The organism is Rhodococcus sp. P3_B8 (genome assembly GCF_056402775.1).
On the sequence record NZ_JBFUGT010000011.1, the window covers coordinates 84,156 to 99,041 of the forward strand.

The following is a 14,886-nucleotide window of genomic DNA, read 5'->3' on the forward strand; positions in this document are numbered from 1 at the left end:
TCCCTCTGTCGACAGGTAGGTCTCAGGCCGAAGGGCTGAGGTAGACGGTCTTTTCGGCTTGGTAGAACTGCATCATCGAGTCACCCGCCTGCTCCTTGTGGGTCTGCGTGCTCGAGGCCTTGTATCCGCCGAACGGAGCGTTCATGCTCATGCCGGTGGTGGGCTGGTTGATCTTCACCAGGCCCGATTCGGAACGGCCCGCGAACGCAAGCGCCTTCGTTACGTCGTTGGTGACGATTCCCGCGCTGAGCCCGAATTCGGTGTCGTTCGCGAGCGCGACGGCATCGTCGAAGCCGGACGCCCGCAGGAAGACCAGCAGTGGTCCGAACACTTCGTCCGTGACCACCCGCATGTCAGGGCTGCCACCGGCGAACACGGTCGGAGCAGCGAAATAGCCGTTCCCCCTGTCGAGACTTGCTCCGCCGCAAACCAGTTCGGCTCCTTCGTCGCGGCCGATCTGCACGTACTCGAGGAACTTGGCGAGCTGCGCCTTGCTCGCGAGAGCTCCCATGCCCACACCCGGTTCGGCGCCCGGGCCGACGGTGATCCCTTCGGCGAGTTCCACCACGCGGTCCAGCAACCGGTCGTGGATCTCGTCCACCGCGATCACCCGGCTGGTGCCCGTGCACGCCTGCCCGGACAATCCGAAGGCGCCCTTGACGATCAGTGCGGCCGCCTTGTCCACGTCGGCGTCGCCGAGGACCACGACGGGGTTCTTGCCGCCCATCTCGAGCTGGCTGCGGCGAGACGGACCCACCGCCGCGTGGATCGCACGGCCCACGTGGGTGGAGCCGGTGAACGTCACGGCATCGACGCGCTCGTCCGCCGCGACCGCGCCGCCGGCGCGACCGGAACCCTGGACCAGGGCGAGGGCACCGGCCGGAAGCCCCCCGGCCAGCAGCGCCTCGACCAGCCGCTGTCCCATCAGCGGGGTGAGTTCGGATGGTTTGAACACCACGACGTTTCCGGCGGCCAGCGCCGGTCCGAGTTTGCGCGACGGAATGTTGAGCGGGAAATTCCAGGGGGTGATCGCCCCGACGATTCCSACAGGTTCGCGCAGGGTGATGACGAGTCCCTCCCCCGGGGTGGGGTACGTGCTGCCGGTGGTGCGGAGCGCCTCGCCCGCGTAAAAGCGCAGGTTCATCGGTGTGCGACCGACTTCCATGGTCGCCTCCGTCCGGGTCTTGCCCTCCTCGCGGACGAGTTCGTCGACGAGGTCGCCTGCCCGCGCCTCGAGGTGCGCGGCCGCCGCTTCCAGGATTGCCGCGCGGCGTTCCGGGGGCGTCGCGGCCCACTGCGGCGCCGCCTTGGCCACCGCGCTGACGGCGGCATCCACGTCGGCCTCCGTGGAATCCGGGAACACGCCGATCACGTCGTCGTGATCCGCGGGATTGCGCCGCTCGAACGTCGCGCCGGAAGACGACGGGACCCACTGCCCGTCAATGAGATTGAGTCCCTCGATCATGACACCGTCACCAATTCCTCGTCATCGTCCATCAGGTCGAACAGGTCGACGTCCTCGTCCGCCAACCGGGCAGGCGCGATCGACCGGCCGATCAGTTCTCGGGCCGCGCTGATCTCGTCGCCGCGGTCGAGCGTGAAGGCGCCGCGCAGAACACCGCTGTCCAGATAGAAGGCGGTGAACTCGCCGTCGTCGGCGCTGCCGCGAAATACCAGGTCGGTGTAGCGGGCCGCGCCGGTGAACTGGATGTTCTTGCCGAACTGATCGGACCAGAACCAGTGCGCGGGGTCCACCACCCCGACGCGTCCGAGCATGAGGTTCGCGGTCGCCGCCCCCTGCTTGCTCGCGTTGTCGAAGTGTTCGACGCGAACGTGCCTGCCTGCCGCGTCGGAGAATCGCGCTGCCACGTCGCCGGCGGCGTAGACGTGTGGAGTCGAGGTCCGCCCCTGCGCGTCCACGAGGATTCCGCCGTCGACGGCAAGTCCGGAGGCCCGCGCGACCTCGACGTTGGGGACGATCCCGATGCCCACCACCACGACGTCGGCCGAAATCACCTCTCCGCCCTCGAGCGCGATGAGCACGCCGTCCGGCTGGGTCGTCACGGTGTCGACCCGGACGCCGCCGCGGACGGTGACTCCGTTCTCCCGTTGCAATCGAGTGCAGACGTCGCCCATCTCGGGTCCGAGGATTCGAGCGAGTGGCACCTGGTCCGCTTCGAAGACGGTCACCTCGGCGCCCAGGGCTGTCGCAGTGGCGGCAATTTCGAGTCCGACGAAGCCTCCGCCGATCAGCACCAGACCGACGCCGGGACGAAGGTGGGCGGCGAGCCGTTCGGCGTCGTCGATCGTCCTCAGGTAGTGCACCCGTTCGGGCGCAGGCCCGTTCACCGGCATCGTGCGCGGTCTGCCGCCGGTCGCGATCAGTACCGCGTCGGCCGCGATGCTTCGCCCGTCGGACAGTTCGACCGAACCACCGCTCGCGTCGATCCGGGTCACCGTCGTGCCGGTGAGGAGTTCGACGTTCTGTTTGTCTCGCCACGCGTCGGGAAGCAGCATCAACGATTCGCGATCCTCTTGCCCGGCAAGGAATTCCTTGGACAGCGGTGGCCGCTGATACGGCGCGTGCGACTCGTCGCCGACGAGGAGGATCCTGCCGTCGAATCCTCGGCGTCGCAGGGTGCGCGCCGCGACGGCAGCGGTCTGGCCGGCGCCGATGGTGACGATGGTGTTCAACGTCATGGGGTCACTCGCTCTCTCAGTCGACTTCGGCCGGCGAAGTCGCGGTCTCGGCGTAATCGGGGCTGCGGGTGAGATCCACGTAGACGACGTCGTCCTCGACCTTCACCGCGTAGGTCGGCTGGCACAGGTCCTGGTCTTCCTCGTAGCCGGTGTCGAGGTCGAACGCCCACTGGTGGCCTGGGCAGATGACCCGCCCGTGCAGCAGGGTGCCTTTCGCCAGTGACCGATCCTGATGGATGCACAGATCACGAAAGGCGTAGATCCGGTCGTCGGCCTGGAACAGGGCGACCGCGGTGTCGCCGACCTCGACGCGAAGCTTTCGGCGGCGGCCGAGCTCACGGACGGTGACCAGCCGGGTCCAGTTCGTCTCCATCGTTCTCTCCTGTCGGGCGAGATGCCTGCGTCGGGAGGGGCCCGATGCGGGCCCCTCCCTGCGCACGGTCAGGCGGTCGCGAGCTCGAGGTCGGTTGCCACGTACGTGTCGTAGAGCCCCTTCGTGTACGAGAAGCGCATCTCGGCTCCCCACTGCACGAGTTGCAGGCAACGCTGCTGCAGCTGCGGGGTATCTGCGTGGTCGAGCACGATCTGGTATCCACGCTCACCGTGCACGACGTCCGACGTGATGTGCAGGTCGAAGAATTCGATCTCGTCCTCGGTGAACCCGTACACCTCACGCAGAGGAACGATCTGCTTCTTGTAGATGCTCGGTACCTGCGACTCGAGTCCGACGACGAGTGCGGCGGTGGCCACGACGAAGTGCTCACGCTGCGACACCGCGTAGCACCAGGACTGCAGACCGCGGGTGATCGCGTTCATGTTCGACGGGTCCTCGACGCGTTCCTTCGTGGTGCCGCACGCCTCGGCGAACTTGATGAGGAGGTCGGTGTGCCGGATGTCGGCCAGTTCCTCCTCGTACATGTTCTGGAGGGTGAAATCCTTTGCATTGGTGAAGGTGTCGGGGGTGTTCGAGTAGATGTTCGCGAGGTAGTCGGCGAAGGGTCCGACGTAGTGGTAGTGGTTCTCCGCCCACCGCGCGAAATGGTGCTTCTCGAGCTTGCCCTCGGCCCACGCCTTGCTGAACGACGCGTTCTTCGCCTCGCGGCCCTTGATCGCGTTCTCCAGAGCTGCGCGGAAATCGTCCCTGCCTAGAAGTTCGGTCATGATGTGCCTCGTCTTCCTCGAGTATGAGATTGGTTGGGGATGCTCCGACTGGAGTGAACTCGACGTTATCGACTCCCGGTCTGCCCGACCACGGTCGAAGTGACTGCGTTGGAAGGGTTTCGATGTGCACGTTGTCGGCACATCGTGGACGTTCAGCTGGGTACTGCGGCGAGGGCTTCGAACTCGGCCAGCATCGCCGCACCGACCGCCTTGTCCTGCTTGCCGTTTCCGCCGCTGATGCCGATGCCGCCGACGATCTGGCCGTCGAAGACGAGGGGAAATCCGCCGACGAACACCGCGAACTTGCCCGGCAGCATCTGGCTGATGCCGAATGCCTCGTTCCCGGGCAACGCGGGACCGTCGGGAGCCTCGTTGAACAGGTGCGTTGCCCGCTCGTGGCCGGCGGCGGTGAACGCTTTGGCGATCGCGATGTCGACGCCGGTGAGGCGCGCTCCCGGCAGTCGGTGCAGAGCCAGCACGTTGCCGCCGTCGTCGCAGACGCACAGGGTCTGCTTGACGCCGATTTCCTCGGCCTTCGCGCGTCCCGCGGCGAGCAGTGGGAGTGCGTCGTCGAGGGTGATTCGGTGAACCTGATGCATTGTCTTCTCCGTTGCGTATTCGGGAGGAAGTGATRCACCGATTTCTATCACCGGCATCGCCGGAGGAACCATGGTCAAACTATCCGGCACTCTCGGCGAAATCAGGGCATAGTGCATAGGCAGTGCAGGCGTGCGCTCCGCCATACTGCACTTCTCGACCACCCGAGGAGGGTCCGCAGTGGACGACACCACGACACCGGCCGCAGAGGACGAGCGACTGTCGTTACGCGGCCTGCTGGAAGAGCCCCTGCTCGCGTCGGCCCGGCTGCTGTCCGGCACGGACGCCCTGAGCGGTCCGGTGACGTGGTGCCTGCCGTGGGGTGAGGTGCTGAGCAGGCCCGATTCCCTCGCCGAGGTCGCTGTGTACACCCGGCCCGAGACGCTGTCCGCGCACGGACGTGAACTCGAGTCGCTGGTGGCGCGGGGCGCCGGGGTCCTTCTCGTCGACGGGTCGGCGCCCGTGGGCACGGTCTGGCCGACCGGACTCACGGTCGTGGAGCTGGGTTTTCCCGTCGGGTTCACCGCACTCAACCGGCTCCTCGCCGAGCGCGCACTCACCCAGGAAGCGCACGTGATGCGCTACGCCCTCACCGTGCACCAGTCGCTTGCGGGGTTGCTGCACCGCGGCGCGGGCCTGCCGATGCTGATCCGTGAGGTCGCGACGCTGACCTCGGACGTCGCCGTCGCCCTGGACGTCCGCGGACGCCTCCTCGCGCACGCCGGCCTCCCGGACGTCGAGGACGCGGGCACCGTCGCCCTGCTGGAGGCTCTCGCGGACGCCCTGCCGCGCCTCGAGGAATCACCACCGGCACGGATGCACAACGTTCACGTGTTCCGCCTGGAGCATCCGGAGGGACTGTTCGCGCCCACGACGGCAGTCGCCGGGGCCATGCAACTCGCCGGCCGCTACGAGGGCTGGATCGTGGTCGTCGTCCCCGGGGCGAACCCCCGCAGACACGACATCGCACAGCACCGGGTGGTCGTCGAACAGGCCGGAACGATCATCGGCACCGAGATGCTCCGGCAGCGGAGCGTGGACGAGGCCGAGGAGCGGGCGCGCGGAGACTTCGTCCAGGCCCTCGTGCACGGAAACTTCGCCAACGACCACGACCTGCGCACCCGGGCCGCGCTGCACGAGATCGATCTGGACCTGCACTACATCGTGTTCGTCGCCCCCGGTCTCGTCGACCGGGCGTCGGGACGACCCGGCGCGAGCATGGTCCGGCTGGCACGGTACGCCGCCGGCGTCCTGCCGCGTCCGGGCGTACGTTCGCACGTCACCGTCATCGGCGACGTGCTCGTGGTGATCCGATCGTTGAGCTCCGTCGACACGCCGGGTGTCGAATCCGAGATCAGCGAGTACGCCCACGCCATGTCGCTCGATCTCGAAACCCGTTTGGGTCAGCGGATTCCGGTGGCCCACGGACGTCCCGCGGCGGGTGCCCGCGATGTCGGGGAAAGCTACCGCGAGGCCCGCATCACCCTGGGCATCGCCCAGCGGCTCGGACTGTCCGGTTCGGTGGCCTACAACGACCTTCGCGGGTTCAGTGTGCTCGCCCGCGCCACCGACACCGACGAGAGCCGACGGCTCATCCGTGACGTTCTCGGTCCCCTTCGGGCGTCGAGTTCGCATGCCGACACCGAGGAGTTGCTGTTCGCCTACCTCGAGGAGGGCGGCAACATCAACGCCGCCGCACGGCGCCTCCGGATCCACCGGAACACGATGATCGCCAAGCTCGATCGCACGTCTCGGCTCATCGGCATGGATATCCGGGAACCCGAGAACCAGTTCACGCTGTGGCTGGCTCTCCGTCTCGATCTGCTCTCCCAGGTGCAGGACACCGTCAACCACGAGATCGTGACCCGCTAGCCCTCAGCCGGCCACCGGGTTCTCGCCGGCGAACGTCCCGGCCAGTCCGGCGAGCACGACGACGGCCGCCACGGCGAACAGCAGTCCGTACGGATCGGCCGACAGGTGCGCGGCCACGCCCACCCAGGCGGCGCCCACGGCCGAGCCACCGAAGCGGATGAGGTTGAACAGTCCCAGGCCGGTTCCGACGGCCCCGGCGGGCGATCGGGTCGAACCGGCCGCGGCGGGTGTCTGGACCATGCCGATCCCCACTCCGGCGACGAGGAGCACGGCGCCGACGGCGACCGGGTTCCGGACGTCCGCGGACAACGTGATCGCCAGGGCCACTTGACTACTGACCAACACCGCCAGACCGGTTCGCATCACCACCCGGGCCCCGATCCTGTCGACGAGACGCCCGACGACGGGCGCCACGCACGTCATGACGACCGGTAGCACGAAGAGCATCAGCCCCGCCTGCGTGGTCGAACTGCCCGTGCCCGTCAGGTAGAGCGGAAGCGCGAGCAGCAGGGCACCCAGCGCGAACATCTGGGTGAAGGCAGCGAGCGCACTACGCAGGAACCGCGATTCGATCACCAGGTCGATGGGCACGAACGGGTTCGCCGCCCGCCGGCAGTGGAGCACGAACCCGGCCGTGACGACGACTCCGCCGCCGATGGTCGTGATGCTGACCCAGGCGGGCACCTGCTCCATCGAGACGGTCGTGAGGCCGAGGATCAGCAGGACCGCGCCGAGTGTGACGGTGGACGCTCCGATCACGTCGAGCCGCATCTCCTTGCCGGGGTAGCGCGGGATGTAGCGGAGGGTCGCGGCGTACCCGATCAGGGCGACCGGCACCAGTAACACGAACGCCCACCGCCAGCCCCACCAGTCGCTGACGATTCCACCCATGGACGGGCCCACGGCCTGCCCGATCCCGTTCACCGCAGCCCAGGCGCCGACGGCGCGCGCTCGCCGTGCGGGCCCGAACAACCACGCGATCAGGCCCATGACCGCGGGCGCGAACGCGGCCGCGGCGATCCCGCCGAGCGACCGCCACAGCACGAGCACGGGCAGGGACGGCGCGAGCGCCGCGCCGAGCGAACAGACCGCGGTTCCCAATAGGGCGGCGCAGTACACGCGCCTGCGCCCGAACCGGTCTCCGATCCACCCGGCCAGCGGCATCGTCGCCGCGAACGTGAGGAGGAATCCGACGACGACGAAGATGCCGCTGCCCAGACCGGCGTCGAAGTCCGTGAGGATCGCGTTCAACGGAACGTTGACGATGTTGTTGCTGACCGTGCCGACGAACGTTCCGGCGAGCAGCGCCGCCAGCGCGGGCGACGTGCCGGGTCCGCGTTCGTCACCCGCGGTTGCACTCTGAGCCTGACCGACCGCCGTGTTCATAGAGTCCACTTTCATCCGAGAATTCGCGTTCCGGCGATGCCCGTTCTCGCCGGGATCCCTTGCCGCGCCCCGCTCGCCAAATTTGGTTAGGCAAGCCTAATTATGAACACAGGATTCCGTGAAACGGCTTCTGCCGAGCATTCCTTTACTTGCGCGTGACAACAAGCAATCCCGGCGAAAAATGCCGGGCACAATGCACAAATACGCTGGTTATCGATGTGCACTCTGGACGTTGACCCTGGAAAACGCCCCGCGCAGTATCACTGCACTGTGACTAGTGCCACTAGTCTGTACCTATTTCGAAGGGGCGCACCGTGGATGTAAGTCTCACCGCCGCACATTGGGTGTATCTCGGAGGAATCATCGTCATCCTCGGGACGATGCTCATGCGGAAGAACATCGTCGTCCCCGCCGTCATCGGCACGTTCCTGACCGCCTTCGTGTTCTCCGACAGCCTCGTCACCGGTCTCGCGTCGATTTTCAACGCGAGCCTCGTCGCCGCCCGCGAGCTGTTCAACATCTTCCTCATCATCTCGCTGGTGACGGCGATGCTCGGCGCCCTCCGGCAGATGGGAGCCGACCGGTTGATGGTCGCCCCGTTCCGGCGCGTCATGCGCGGCGGCACCAGCAGCTTCATCGTCCTGGCCGTCGTCACCTACACGATCTCGCTGTTCTTCTGGCCAACCCCCGCGGKTCCGTTGATCGGAGCCGTCCTCATCCCCGTCGCCATCCGCGCCGGCCTTCCCCCGATGGCGGTCGGCATGGCGATCGCGATCTGCGGGCAGGGCATGGCGCTGTCGTCCGACTACATCATCAAGGTGGCGCCGGGCCTGTCGGCAAAGTCGGCAGGAGTCGATCCGGACGTCGTCGCGGACCGCGCCCTGGTGATGTCCCTGATAGTCGGTCTCACCGCACTCCTCATCGCCTACTTCACGCAGCGCAGGCACATGCGCCGCCCCGCACCGGAACTGCTCACCGACTGGGAGGCACGCGCGGAGAGCGACTTCGGCAAGCCCGGCGGCGACGCCCCCGAGGCCGGTGCTACCCCCACCGGCGGCGGCGCGATCGATCGTGCACCGGCCGAAGCGGCGACGAGTGCCGCTCCCCCGACGTCGACGGCGGTCCTCGCCGAACCCGTCACGGCCTCCGCCCGGCAGGTCATCGACGACACGTTCAAGAGCATCCGCGCCGCAAAGACTTTCGCAGTACTGGTGCCCACCGCGTATCTGGCGTTCATCGTCTACCTCATGGTCGGCAAGTTCACCGATCTGGTGCCCGACCTCAAGGGCGGCGACGCGGCGGCGATGGTCGGCGGCATCGCCGCGCTCATCCTCTTCGCCGCGGCCGCGACCAACGACAAGAAGGGTTTCCTCGAGACGACGTCCGAGCACCTGATCGACGGTCTGGTCTTCGCATTCAAGGCCATGGGCATCGTGATCCCGATCGCCGGATTCTTCTTCATCGGCAACGGTGACTTCTCCGCCGCCATTCTCGGGCTTCCTGCGGATGCGACCGGCCCGACGCTGCTCTTCGACCTGGTGAACGCCGCGCAGTCCCACCTGCCGCAGAACGCGTTCGTCACGTCGTTCGGCATCCTCGCCATCGGCATGATCGCGGGCCTCGAGGGCTCCGGATTCACCGGGCTGCCGCTCACCGGTTCACTCGCGGGCGCGCTCGGGCCTGCCGTCGGGATGGACCCCGCAACTCTGGCCGCGATCGGTCAGATGGGGAACATCTGGTCCGGCGGTGGAACGCTCGTCGTCTGGTCGTCGTTGATCGCGGTGGCCGGCTTCGCCCGTGTGCCCGTCCTCGAACTCGCCAGGAAGTGTTTCGTGCCCGTGGTGTCCGGCCTGGTGCTGTCCACCGCGCTGTCCGTGCTCATCTTCTGACAGTTCGACGGCCTCGGTGGGGGCGATTTTCCCGCCGAGGTCACGCGCGCAGTCGATCCGCATTCTCGAGGATGGCGGCGCGCAGCGCCTGCTCCGGTTCGCTGAGAACACTCCGGCGGGCCTCCAGCACGAATTCGACGTCGACGGCGGGTCCCCACTCGTCGCGCGAACGCATCCACACCGGCGCCAGTCCCGCGGGCGGCAGGGTCTCCGCGTGAAACACGACGCCGAGACCCGCAAGACACGCGGCCCGCAACCCGTTCAAACTGTCCGTCACACAGGCCACCCGCGCACCGCGCCCGGACTTCTCCAGGACGTCGAGCGCCGCTTCCCTCGTGATCGACGGCGGCGGATACGTCACCAGCGGCACCGGCCCCTCTGCATCCGGAACGAAGTCGGGGGCCGCGAAGAACGCCAACCGGTCGGTCCACACCAGTTCGCCGTGCCGGTCTCCTCTGCGCCGCTTCCCGAACACCAGGTCCAGCCGGCCTTCGTGCAGTTGCCGGAACAACACTTCACTCAACGCCACTGTGAGTTCGAGATCGACGAGCGGATGGCTGCGGCGGAACTCGCCCAGAATATGAGGTAGCTCGTGCAGAACCAGATCTTCGGACGCCCCGAACCGGACGCGTCCCCGCACACCGGACTGGGTGAAGTAGCGCTCGGCGTCCGAGTGCCGCTCGAGTATCGACGTCGCGAAACCGACCATCACCGAGCCGTCCGCGGTCAGTTCGACCGAATGTGTGTCCCGCAGAAACAGGCGGCGCCCGGCGGCCAGTTCCAGCTTTCCCACGTGCTGGCTGACCGTCGACTGCCGCAGGTTCAGGCGCCGGGCCGCGGCCGTGAAACTGCGGGTGCGCGCGACCGCGAGAAAGCTCCGCAGATGAACGGGATCGAACATCACCCATTGTTATCACGGTTCGGCATTACAGTAAACGCGACTATCGTCTTTCGAAATATCCGCGCGTTCCTTACGGTCGAACCATGCTGACGAAGATCCCGCTGCTCAGAAGACTCGATCCGTTCATTCTCGGCATCCTGATCACCGTCGGGATCGCCAGCCTGATCCCCGCGGACGGCACGGCCCTGACCGCGTTCACGTGGGCCACGAAGGTTGCCGTCGGAATTCTGTTCTTCCTCTACGGCGCCCGACTGTCCACGCAGGAGGCGCTGCACGGCCTGCGTCACTGGCGTCTCCACATCACCATCCTCGCCGCGACGTTCGTGATCTTCCCACTACTCGGAATCGCTGCGCGCGTGCTGGTCCCGACGATCCTGACCCAACCGCTGTACCTGGGCCTCCTCTACGTCTGCCTGCTGCCGTCGACCGTCCAGTCGTCGATCGCCTTCGTGTCGATCGCCCGGGGCAACGTGCCCGGCGCCATCGTCAGCGCCTCGTTCTCCAACATCCTCGGCATCTTCGTGACACCGCTCCTCGTGGCATTGCTGATGACGAGCGAGGGGGCAGGCTTCGACGGGTCCTCCGCGATCGGCATCCTCGTCATGCTCCTGCTCCCGTTCATCGCCGGCCAGGCGGTGCGGCGGTGGATCGGTCCCTGGGTGAAGAAGCACGGCGCACCGCTCAAGCTCGTCGACCGGGGATCGATCCTGCTGGTCGTCTACGTCGCATTCAGTGAGGGAATGAACGAGGGCATCTGGGGCACACTGTCCGTCGGGCGACTCCTGGCTCTGCTCGCGGTGTGCGCGGTGCTGCTCGCCGTGGTCCTGTCCGTCACGTGGTTCGGGTCGAAGCGACTCGGCTTCGACCGCGCCGACCAGATCACGATCACGTTCTGCGGGTCGAAGAAGAGCCTCGCCACCGGACTTCCGATGGCCACCGTCCTGTTCGCGAGCCAGCCGATCGGCCTGATCGTGCTGCCGCTCATGCTGTTCCACCAACTGCAGTTGCTGGTGTGCGCGTGGATGGCGGGCCGGCTGGCCCGACGCGCCGCCACCGAGGAGACCGAACTCGCGACCAGTTCGAGCTAGCCGGGAATCATTCGGCCAGTACGGCCTTCAGGAAGGTTTTGGTGCGCTCGTTCTTCGGCGCGGTGAAGATCGTCGCCGGGTCGCCTTCTTCCACGACCCGCCCGGCGTCGAACATCATCACCCGGTTCGACACGTCCCGCGCGAACTGCATCTCGTGCGTGACGATCAGCATCGTGATGTCGGTGGTGCGCGCGACGTTCCTCAGCACGTCGAGGACGTCCGCCACCAACTCGGGATCCAGCGCCGACGTGACCTCGTCGAGCAGCAGAATGTCGGGGTCCATGGCGAGCGCTCTCGCGATCGCCACTCGCTGCTGCTGGCCACCGGACAGTTGCGTCGGGTGCGCGGTTTCCTTGTCCGACAGACCGACCGTCTCGAGCAACTCGCGTGCCCTCGTCACGGCCGCGGCCTTGTCCAGCCCGAGCACGTGGATCGGCGCTTCGGTGATGTTCTCGATCACGTTCATGTTGGGGAACAGGTTGAACTGCTGGAAGACCATGCCGATCCGGCGTCGTATCCGGCGCACGTACTTCTCCGACGCCGGCACGAGTTTGCTTCCCTTCTCCTCGTGCGTCAGAGGTACCCCGTCCACCCAGATGACGCCTTCGTTCACCTTCTCGAGGGTCATGAGTAGTCGCAGGATGGTCGTCTTCCCCGATCCGCTCGGACCGATCAGGGTCACCCGGTCACCGCGCGCGACCTGGAAGTCCAGGTGGTCGAGCACGACGTGGTCGCCGAACTGCTTCACTACGTCGTCGAATCGGATCATCGGGGTTGCTGTGCTCGCGTCATCGGGCAAGACGTCTCTCCAATCGCCGTATGAGCAGGGACGTCGGGTAGCTGGCGACCAGGAAGATCACACCCGCCAGCGTCAACGGTTCGAGGTACTGGAAATGTCGGGCGCCGAACTGCTGCGCGGCCGTCACCATCTCCACCACCGTGATGGCGAAGAGGAACGGGGTGTCCTTGAACATCGACACCGCGTAGTTGCCCAGCGCCGGGACGACGCGACGGATGGCCTGCGGCAGGATGATCGCACGCCACGTCCGGGTGGGCGCGATGGACAACGCCCGCGCCGCCTCCCACTGGCCGACGGGCACCGCTTCAATTCCCGCCCGGTACACCTCGGCCATGTACGTCGAATAGTGGATTCCGAGTACGACGACACCGATCTGCAGCGGCGACAGTCCCGTGAACGTGTAGTACACGAACAGCAGTTGCACGACGAGCGGGGTCAGCCGGATGAATTCACTGATCGCGCGGACCGGGACACTCACCCATCGCGGCGCGGCCTGCCGGATCAAGGCGATGACGAGACCGAGAACGACGGAGATCAGGAACCCGAGAACGGTGGCGATGAGGGTGATCTTGAAACCCTCGAGCAGCACGGGCAGAGCCTCGAACGCTCGGTCCCAACTCCACTGGACGCTCATTGCTTCGCGGCCTCCAGTCCCCGCGGATCGGTGGGTGCGAGGCTGAAGATCTCACGCAGCGACGGTCCAGTGCCGAGGCGATTCTTCGCCCGCACCTCCAGCGCGTTCATCACCAGTGTCAGCACGTAGCCGATGACGAAGTAGATGACGAGCCCGACGCCGAACGCGAAGAGCGTGTTTCCGGTCGTCTGCCGGAGTTGGTCGATCTCGAAGGTCAAGTCCTGCAGAAGGATATAGCTCGCGAGCGCTGTGCCCTTGAGGAGCTGGATCAGGAGGTTGGTCAACGGAGGAATCATCTCGGCCCAGGCCTGCGGGAAGACCACCCGGCGCAACCGCTGCCAGTGACTGAAGTCCAGCGCTGTCGCCGCCTCCCATTGCGATTGCGGCACCGAGTTGATCGCGCCCCGAACCACCTCGGCTCCGTAGGCGCCGTAGTTCAGCCCGAGCGCGAGGATCCCGCAGAGCACCGGGTCGATGAGGTAGCCGAACAGCGGAACCACGTAGAACAACCAGAACAGCTGCACCAACAGCGAAGTGCCCCGGAAGAATTCGATGAACGCGCGCGCCGATCCCCTGATCACGATGTTGTGCGCACGGGCGGCCAGCCCGAGCGCGAGCGCGAGGACGAACGCGAGGAGGGCACCGCCCGCCGTCAGTTGGAGCGTGACAACGATCCCTTCCTGGATGCTCGGCCACGCGTCCAGAAAGGCGTCGATGTTCTCCTTCACAGGCAGCAGACCTCTCCGACGATCAGCYGGCCCCGCCGCAGAGTTTGGCGGTGGTCAGGTTCGGATCGGGCAGTTCCTCCGCGGTGAATCCGAACGGTCCGACGATGGACAGGTACTTGTCCTTGTCGGAGGTGATCTTGGCCAGCTCGGCGTTGTACGCGTCGCGCAACTCGGTGTCTTCCTTGCGGAAGACCGTGCCTCCGGCACCGACCTGAGGTACCCCGTCGATCTCGGCGACGAACGAGCTGGTCACTTCCACCGGGGCCTGCGGGTTGTTCTGCGCCAGCCAGTTCAGTGAGATTCCGGTGAGCGCAAAGACATCGGCTCGCCCGTTGGCGACGGCGTCCATTCCGTCCTGCGGCGACGCCACCTGCATCGCATCGATCCCGAGTTGCTGCGCGTAGTCCGATTCGATCGCCCCGGTCATCGCGGCCATCCGCACCCCGCTCTGCTGCACCGACTGCATGTCGGTGAGCTTCGCGGGATTCCCCTTGGGCACCATCAGCGCGGTCGTGTAGTTGAATTCCGGCTCGCTGAACGCTGCCTGCTCGCACCGCTGCGGCAGGATCGACATTCCGGCGCTGACGACGTCGAAGCGGCGGGCCTGCAGCCCGGGAATGAGTGCCCCGAAGTCGGTACTCACGCCCTCGACGTTGTCGATGCCCAGGTTCTTGAAGATCTCGCGGTGCAGAGCCACGGTGGCGCCGGTCAGCTGGCCGTCCTGCTCGAAGCTGTACGGGGCCTCGCCGGCGAAGCCGACGGTCACCGTTCCGCTGTCCTGCAGCTGCTGGAGGAGTGATCCGCCGCTGGTCGTGTCGGTCTTCGTGCACCCCGCCAGGGAGCCGGCGGCCACCATCATGCCCGCGAAGGCGACAGCCGCCCTGACTACCGGACGTTGTTTCGACATCGTGCTCGTCACCACAGATTCCCTTCGTCACCTCGGGTGATCCGGGAGGACGCGCACCGCACGGCACGATCCCAACGGATCTGCCCGGGCCACGTTACGCAGGCGAAGGACCTGCCATAGGGGAACCGGGGGGACGTTACCGCAGCGTTATCAAATGCGGTCGGCGAATGTCCCCAGGAATGCCRAAAGCCCCCCAACAAGGTTGGGGGGCTTTCGGTAACGGA

14 protein-coding genes are annotated in these 14,886 nt (G+C 66.6%); 3 read left to right on the forward strand and 11 right to left on the reverse strand.

Annotated elements, in window-relative coordinates:
• Positions 1-22: 22 nt before the first annotated feature.
• From AC1D1G_RS07450 to AC1D1G_RS07470, 5 genes are all read right to left on the reverse strand, one after another.
• Positions 23-1,465, reverse strand: coding sequence for an aldehyde dehydrogenase family protein (locus tag AC1D1G_RS07450; RefSeq protein WP_283354153.1), 1,443 nt, complete (start codon positions 1,463-1,465; stop codon positions 23-25).
• Positions 1,462-2,700, reverse strand: coding sequence for an NAD(P)/FAD-dependent oxidoreductase (locus AC1D1G_RS07455; protein WP_477951603.1), 1,239 nt, complete (start codon positions 2,698-2,700; stop codon positions 1,462-1,464). The genes AC1D1G_RS07450 and AC1D1G_RS07455 overlap by 4 nt, the downstream gene beginning before the upstream one ends.
• A gap of 16 nt (positions 2,701-2,716) precedes the next feature.
• On the reverse strand, positions 2,717-3,073 hold the full coding sequence (locus AC1D1G_RS07460; protein ID WP_005245022.1) for a Rieske (2Fe-2S) protein: 357 nt from the start codon (positions 3,071-3,073) through the stop codon (positions 2,717-2,719).
• Between the two features lie 68 nt (positions 3,074-3,141).
• Complete coding sequence (locus AC1D1G_RS07465) at positions 3,142-3,861, reverse strand: iron-containing redox enzyme family protein (RefSeq protein WP_009477440.1); 720 nt, start codon at positions 3,859-3,861, stop codon at positions 3,142-3,144.
• Between the two features lie 152 nt (positions 3,862-4,013).
• On the reverse strand, positions 4,014-4,460 hold the full coding sequence (locus tag AC1D1G_RS07470; RefSeq protein WP_005262083.1) for a GlcG/HbpS family heme-binding protein: 447 nt from the start codon (positions 4,458-4,460) through the stop codon (positions 4,014-4,016).
• 178 nt (positions 4,461-4,638) lie between these two features.
• Here AC1D1G_RS07470 and AC1D1G_RS07475 point away from each other — a divergent pair, with 178 nt between their 5' ends.
• Positions 4,639-6,330 (forward strand): PucR family transcriptional regulator, encoded by a 1,692-nt coding sequence (locus AC1D1G_RS07475; RefSeq protein ID WP_283354155.1) that lies wholly within the window; start codon positions 4,639-4,641, stop codon positions 6,328-6,330.
• Positions 6,331-6,333: 3 nt separating this feature from the next.
• Here the strand turns inward: AC1D1G_RS07475 and AC1D1G_RS07480 are convergent, their stop codons facing one another.
• On the reverse strand, positions 6,334-7,716 hold the full coding sequence (locus AC1D1G_RS07480) for an MFS transporter (protein ID WP_477951604.1): 1,383 nt from the start codon (positions 7,714-7,716) through the stop codon (positions 6,334-6,336).
• A gap of 314 nt (positions 7,717-8,030) precedes the next feature.
• Here AC1D1G_RS07480 and AC1D1G_RS07485 point away from each other — a divergent pair, with 314 nt between their 5' ends.
• Positions 8,031-9,605 (forward strand): hypothetical protein, encoded by a 1,575-nt coding sequence (locus tag AC1D1G_RS07485; protein WP_477951605.1) that lies wholly within the window; start codon positions 8,031-8,033, stop codon positions 9,603-9,605.
• A 40-nt stretch (positions 9,606-9,645) separates the two neighbouring features.
• On the opposite strand, the gene AC1D1G_RS07490 is transcribed toward AC1D1G_RS07485, so the two are convergent.
• Complete coding sequence (locus AC1D1G_RS07490; RefSeq protein WP_477951606.1) at positions 9,646-10,506, reverse strand: LysR family transcriptional regulator; 861 nt, start codon at positions 10,504-10,506, stop codon at positions 9,646-9,648.
• An 83-nt stretch (positions 10,507-10,589) separates the two neighbouring features.
• Between AC1D1G_RS07490 and AC1D1G_RS07495 the strand changes: the two genes are divergently transcribed.
• Positions 10,590-11,594, forward strand: a complete 1,005-nt coding sequence (locus AC1D1G_RS07495; protein WP_317570742.1) for a bile acid:sodium symporter family protein — start codon at positions 10,590-10,592, stop codon at positions 11,592-11,594.
• A 7-nt stretch (positions 11,595-11,601) separates the two neighbouring features.
• Here the strand turns inward: AC1D1G_RS07495 and ehuA are convergent, their stop codons facing one another.
• From ehuA to ehuB, 4 genes are read right to left on the reverse strand one after another with little or no spacing between them, the layout of a single operon-like run.
• A complete protein-coding gene (gene ehuA / locus AC1D1G_RS07500; protein WP_011596790.1) occupies positions 11,602-12,363 on the reverse strand; it encodes an ectoine/hydroxyectoine ABC transporter ATP-binding protein EhuA in 762 nt (253 codons plus the stop codon).
• Positions 12,364-12,382: 19 nt separating this feature from the next.
• A complete protein-coding gene (gene ehuD, locus AC1D1G_RS07505; protein ID WP_005262076.1) occupies positions 12,383-13,027 on the reverse strand; it encodes an ectoine/hydroxyectoine ABC transporter permease subunit EhuD in 645 nt (214 codons plus the stop codon).
• Positions 13,024-13,755 (reverse strand): ectoine/hydroxyectoine ABC transporter permease subunit EhuC, encoded by a 732-nt coding sequence (gene ehuC / locus AC1D1G_RS07510; protein WP_005262075.1) that lies wholly within the window; start codon positions 13,753-13,755, stop codon positions 13,024-13,026. The genes ehuD and ehuC overlap by 4 nt, the downstream gene beginning before the upstream one ends.
• A gap of 22 nt (positions 13,756-13,777) precedes the next feature.
• Positions 13,778-14,662, reverse strand: a complete 885-nt coding sequence (ehuB, locus tag AC1D1G_RS07515; protein WP_477951607.1) for an ectoine/hydroxyectoine ABC transporter substrate-binding protein EhuB — start codon at positions 14,660-14,662, stop codon at positions 13,778-13,780.
• Positions 14,663-14,886 lie beyond the last annotated feature (224 nt).

Excerpts from the sequence above, each read along its gene's own strand:
- AC1D1G_RS07465 (WP_009477440.1), bottom strand. The coding sequence starts at position 3,861 with ATGACCGAACTTCTAGGCAGGGACGATTTCCGCGCAGCTCTGGAGAAC.
- ehuD (WP_005262076.1), bottom strand. The coding sequence starts at position 13,027 with ATGAGCGTCCAGTGGAGTTGGGACCGAGCGTTCGAGGCTCTGCCCGTG.
- AC1D1G_RS07460 (WP_005245022.1), bottom strand. The coding sequence starts at position 3,073 with ATGGAGACGAACTGGACCCGGCTGGTCACCGTCCGTGAGCTCGGCCGC.
- AC1D1G_RS07470 (WP_005262083.1), bottom strand. The coding sequence starts at position 4,460 with ATGCATCAGGTTCACCGAATCACCCTCGACGACGCACTCCCACTGCTC.
- AC1D1G_RS07455 (WP_477951603.1), bottom strand. The coding sequence starts at position 2,700 with ATGACGTTGAACACCATCGTCACCATCGGCGCCGGCCAGACCGCTGCC.
- AC1D1G_RS07480 (WP_477951604.1), bottom strand. The coding sequence starts at position 7,716 with ATGAACACGGCGGTCGGTCAGGCTCAGAGTGCAACCGCGGGTGACGAA.
- AC1D1G_RS07495 (WP_317570742.1), top strand. The coding sequence starts at position 10,590 with ATGCTGACGAAGATCCCGCTGCTCAGAAGACTCGATCCGTTCATTCTC.
- AC1D1G_RS07490 (WP_477951606.1), bottom strand. The coding sequence starts at position 10,506 with ATGTTCGATCCCGTTCATCTGCGGAGCTTTCTCGCGGTCGCGCGCACC.
- ehuA (WP_011596790.1), bottom strand. The coding sequence starts at position 12,363 with ATGATCCGATTCGACGACGTAGTGAAGCAGTTCGGCGACCACGTCGTG.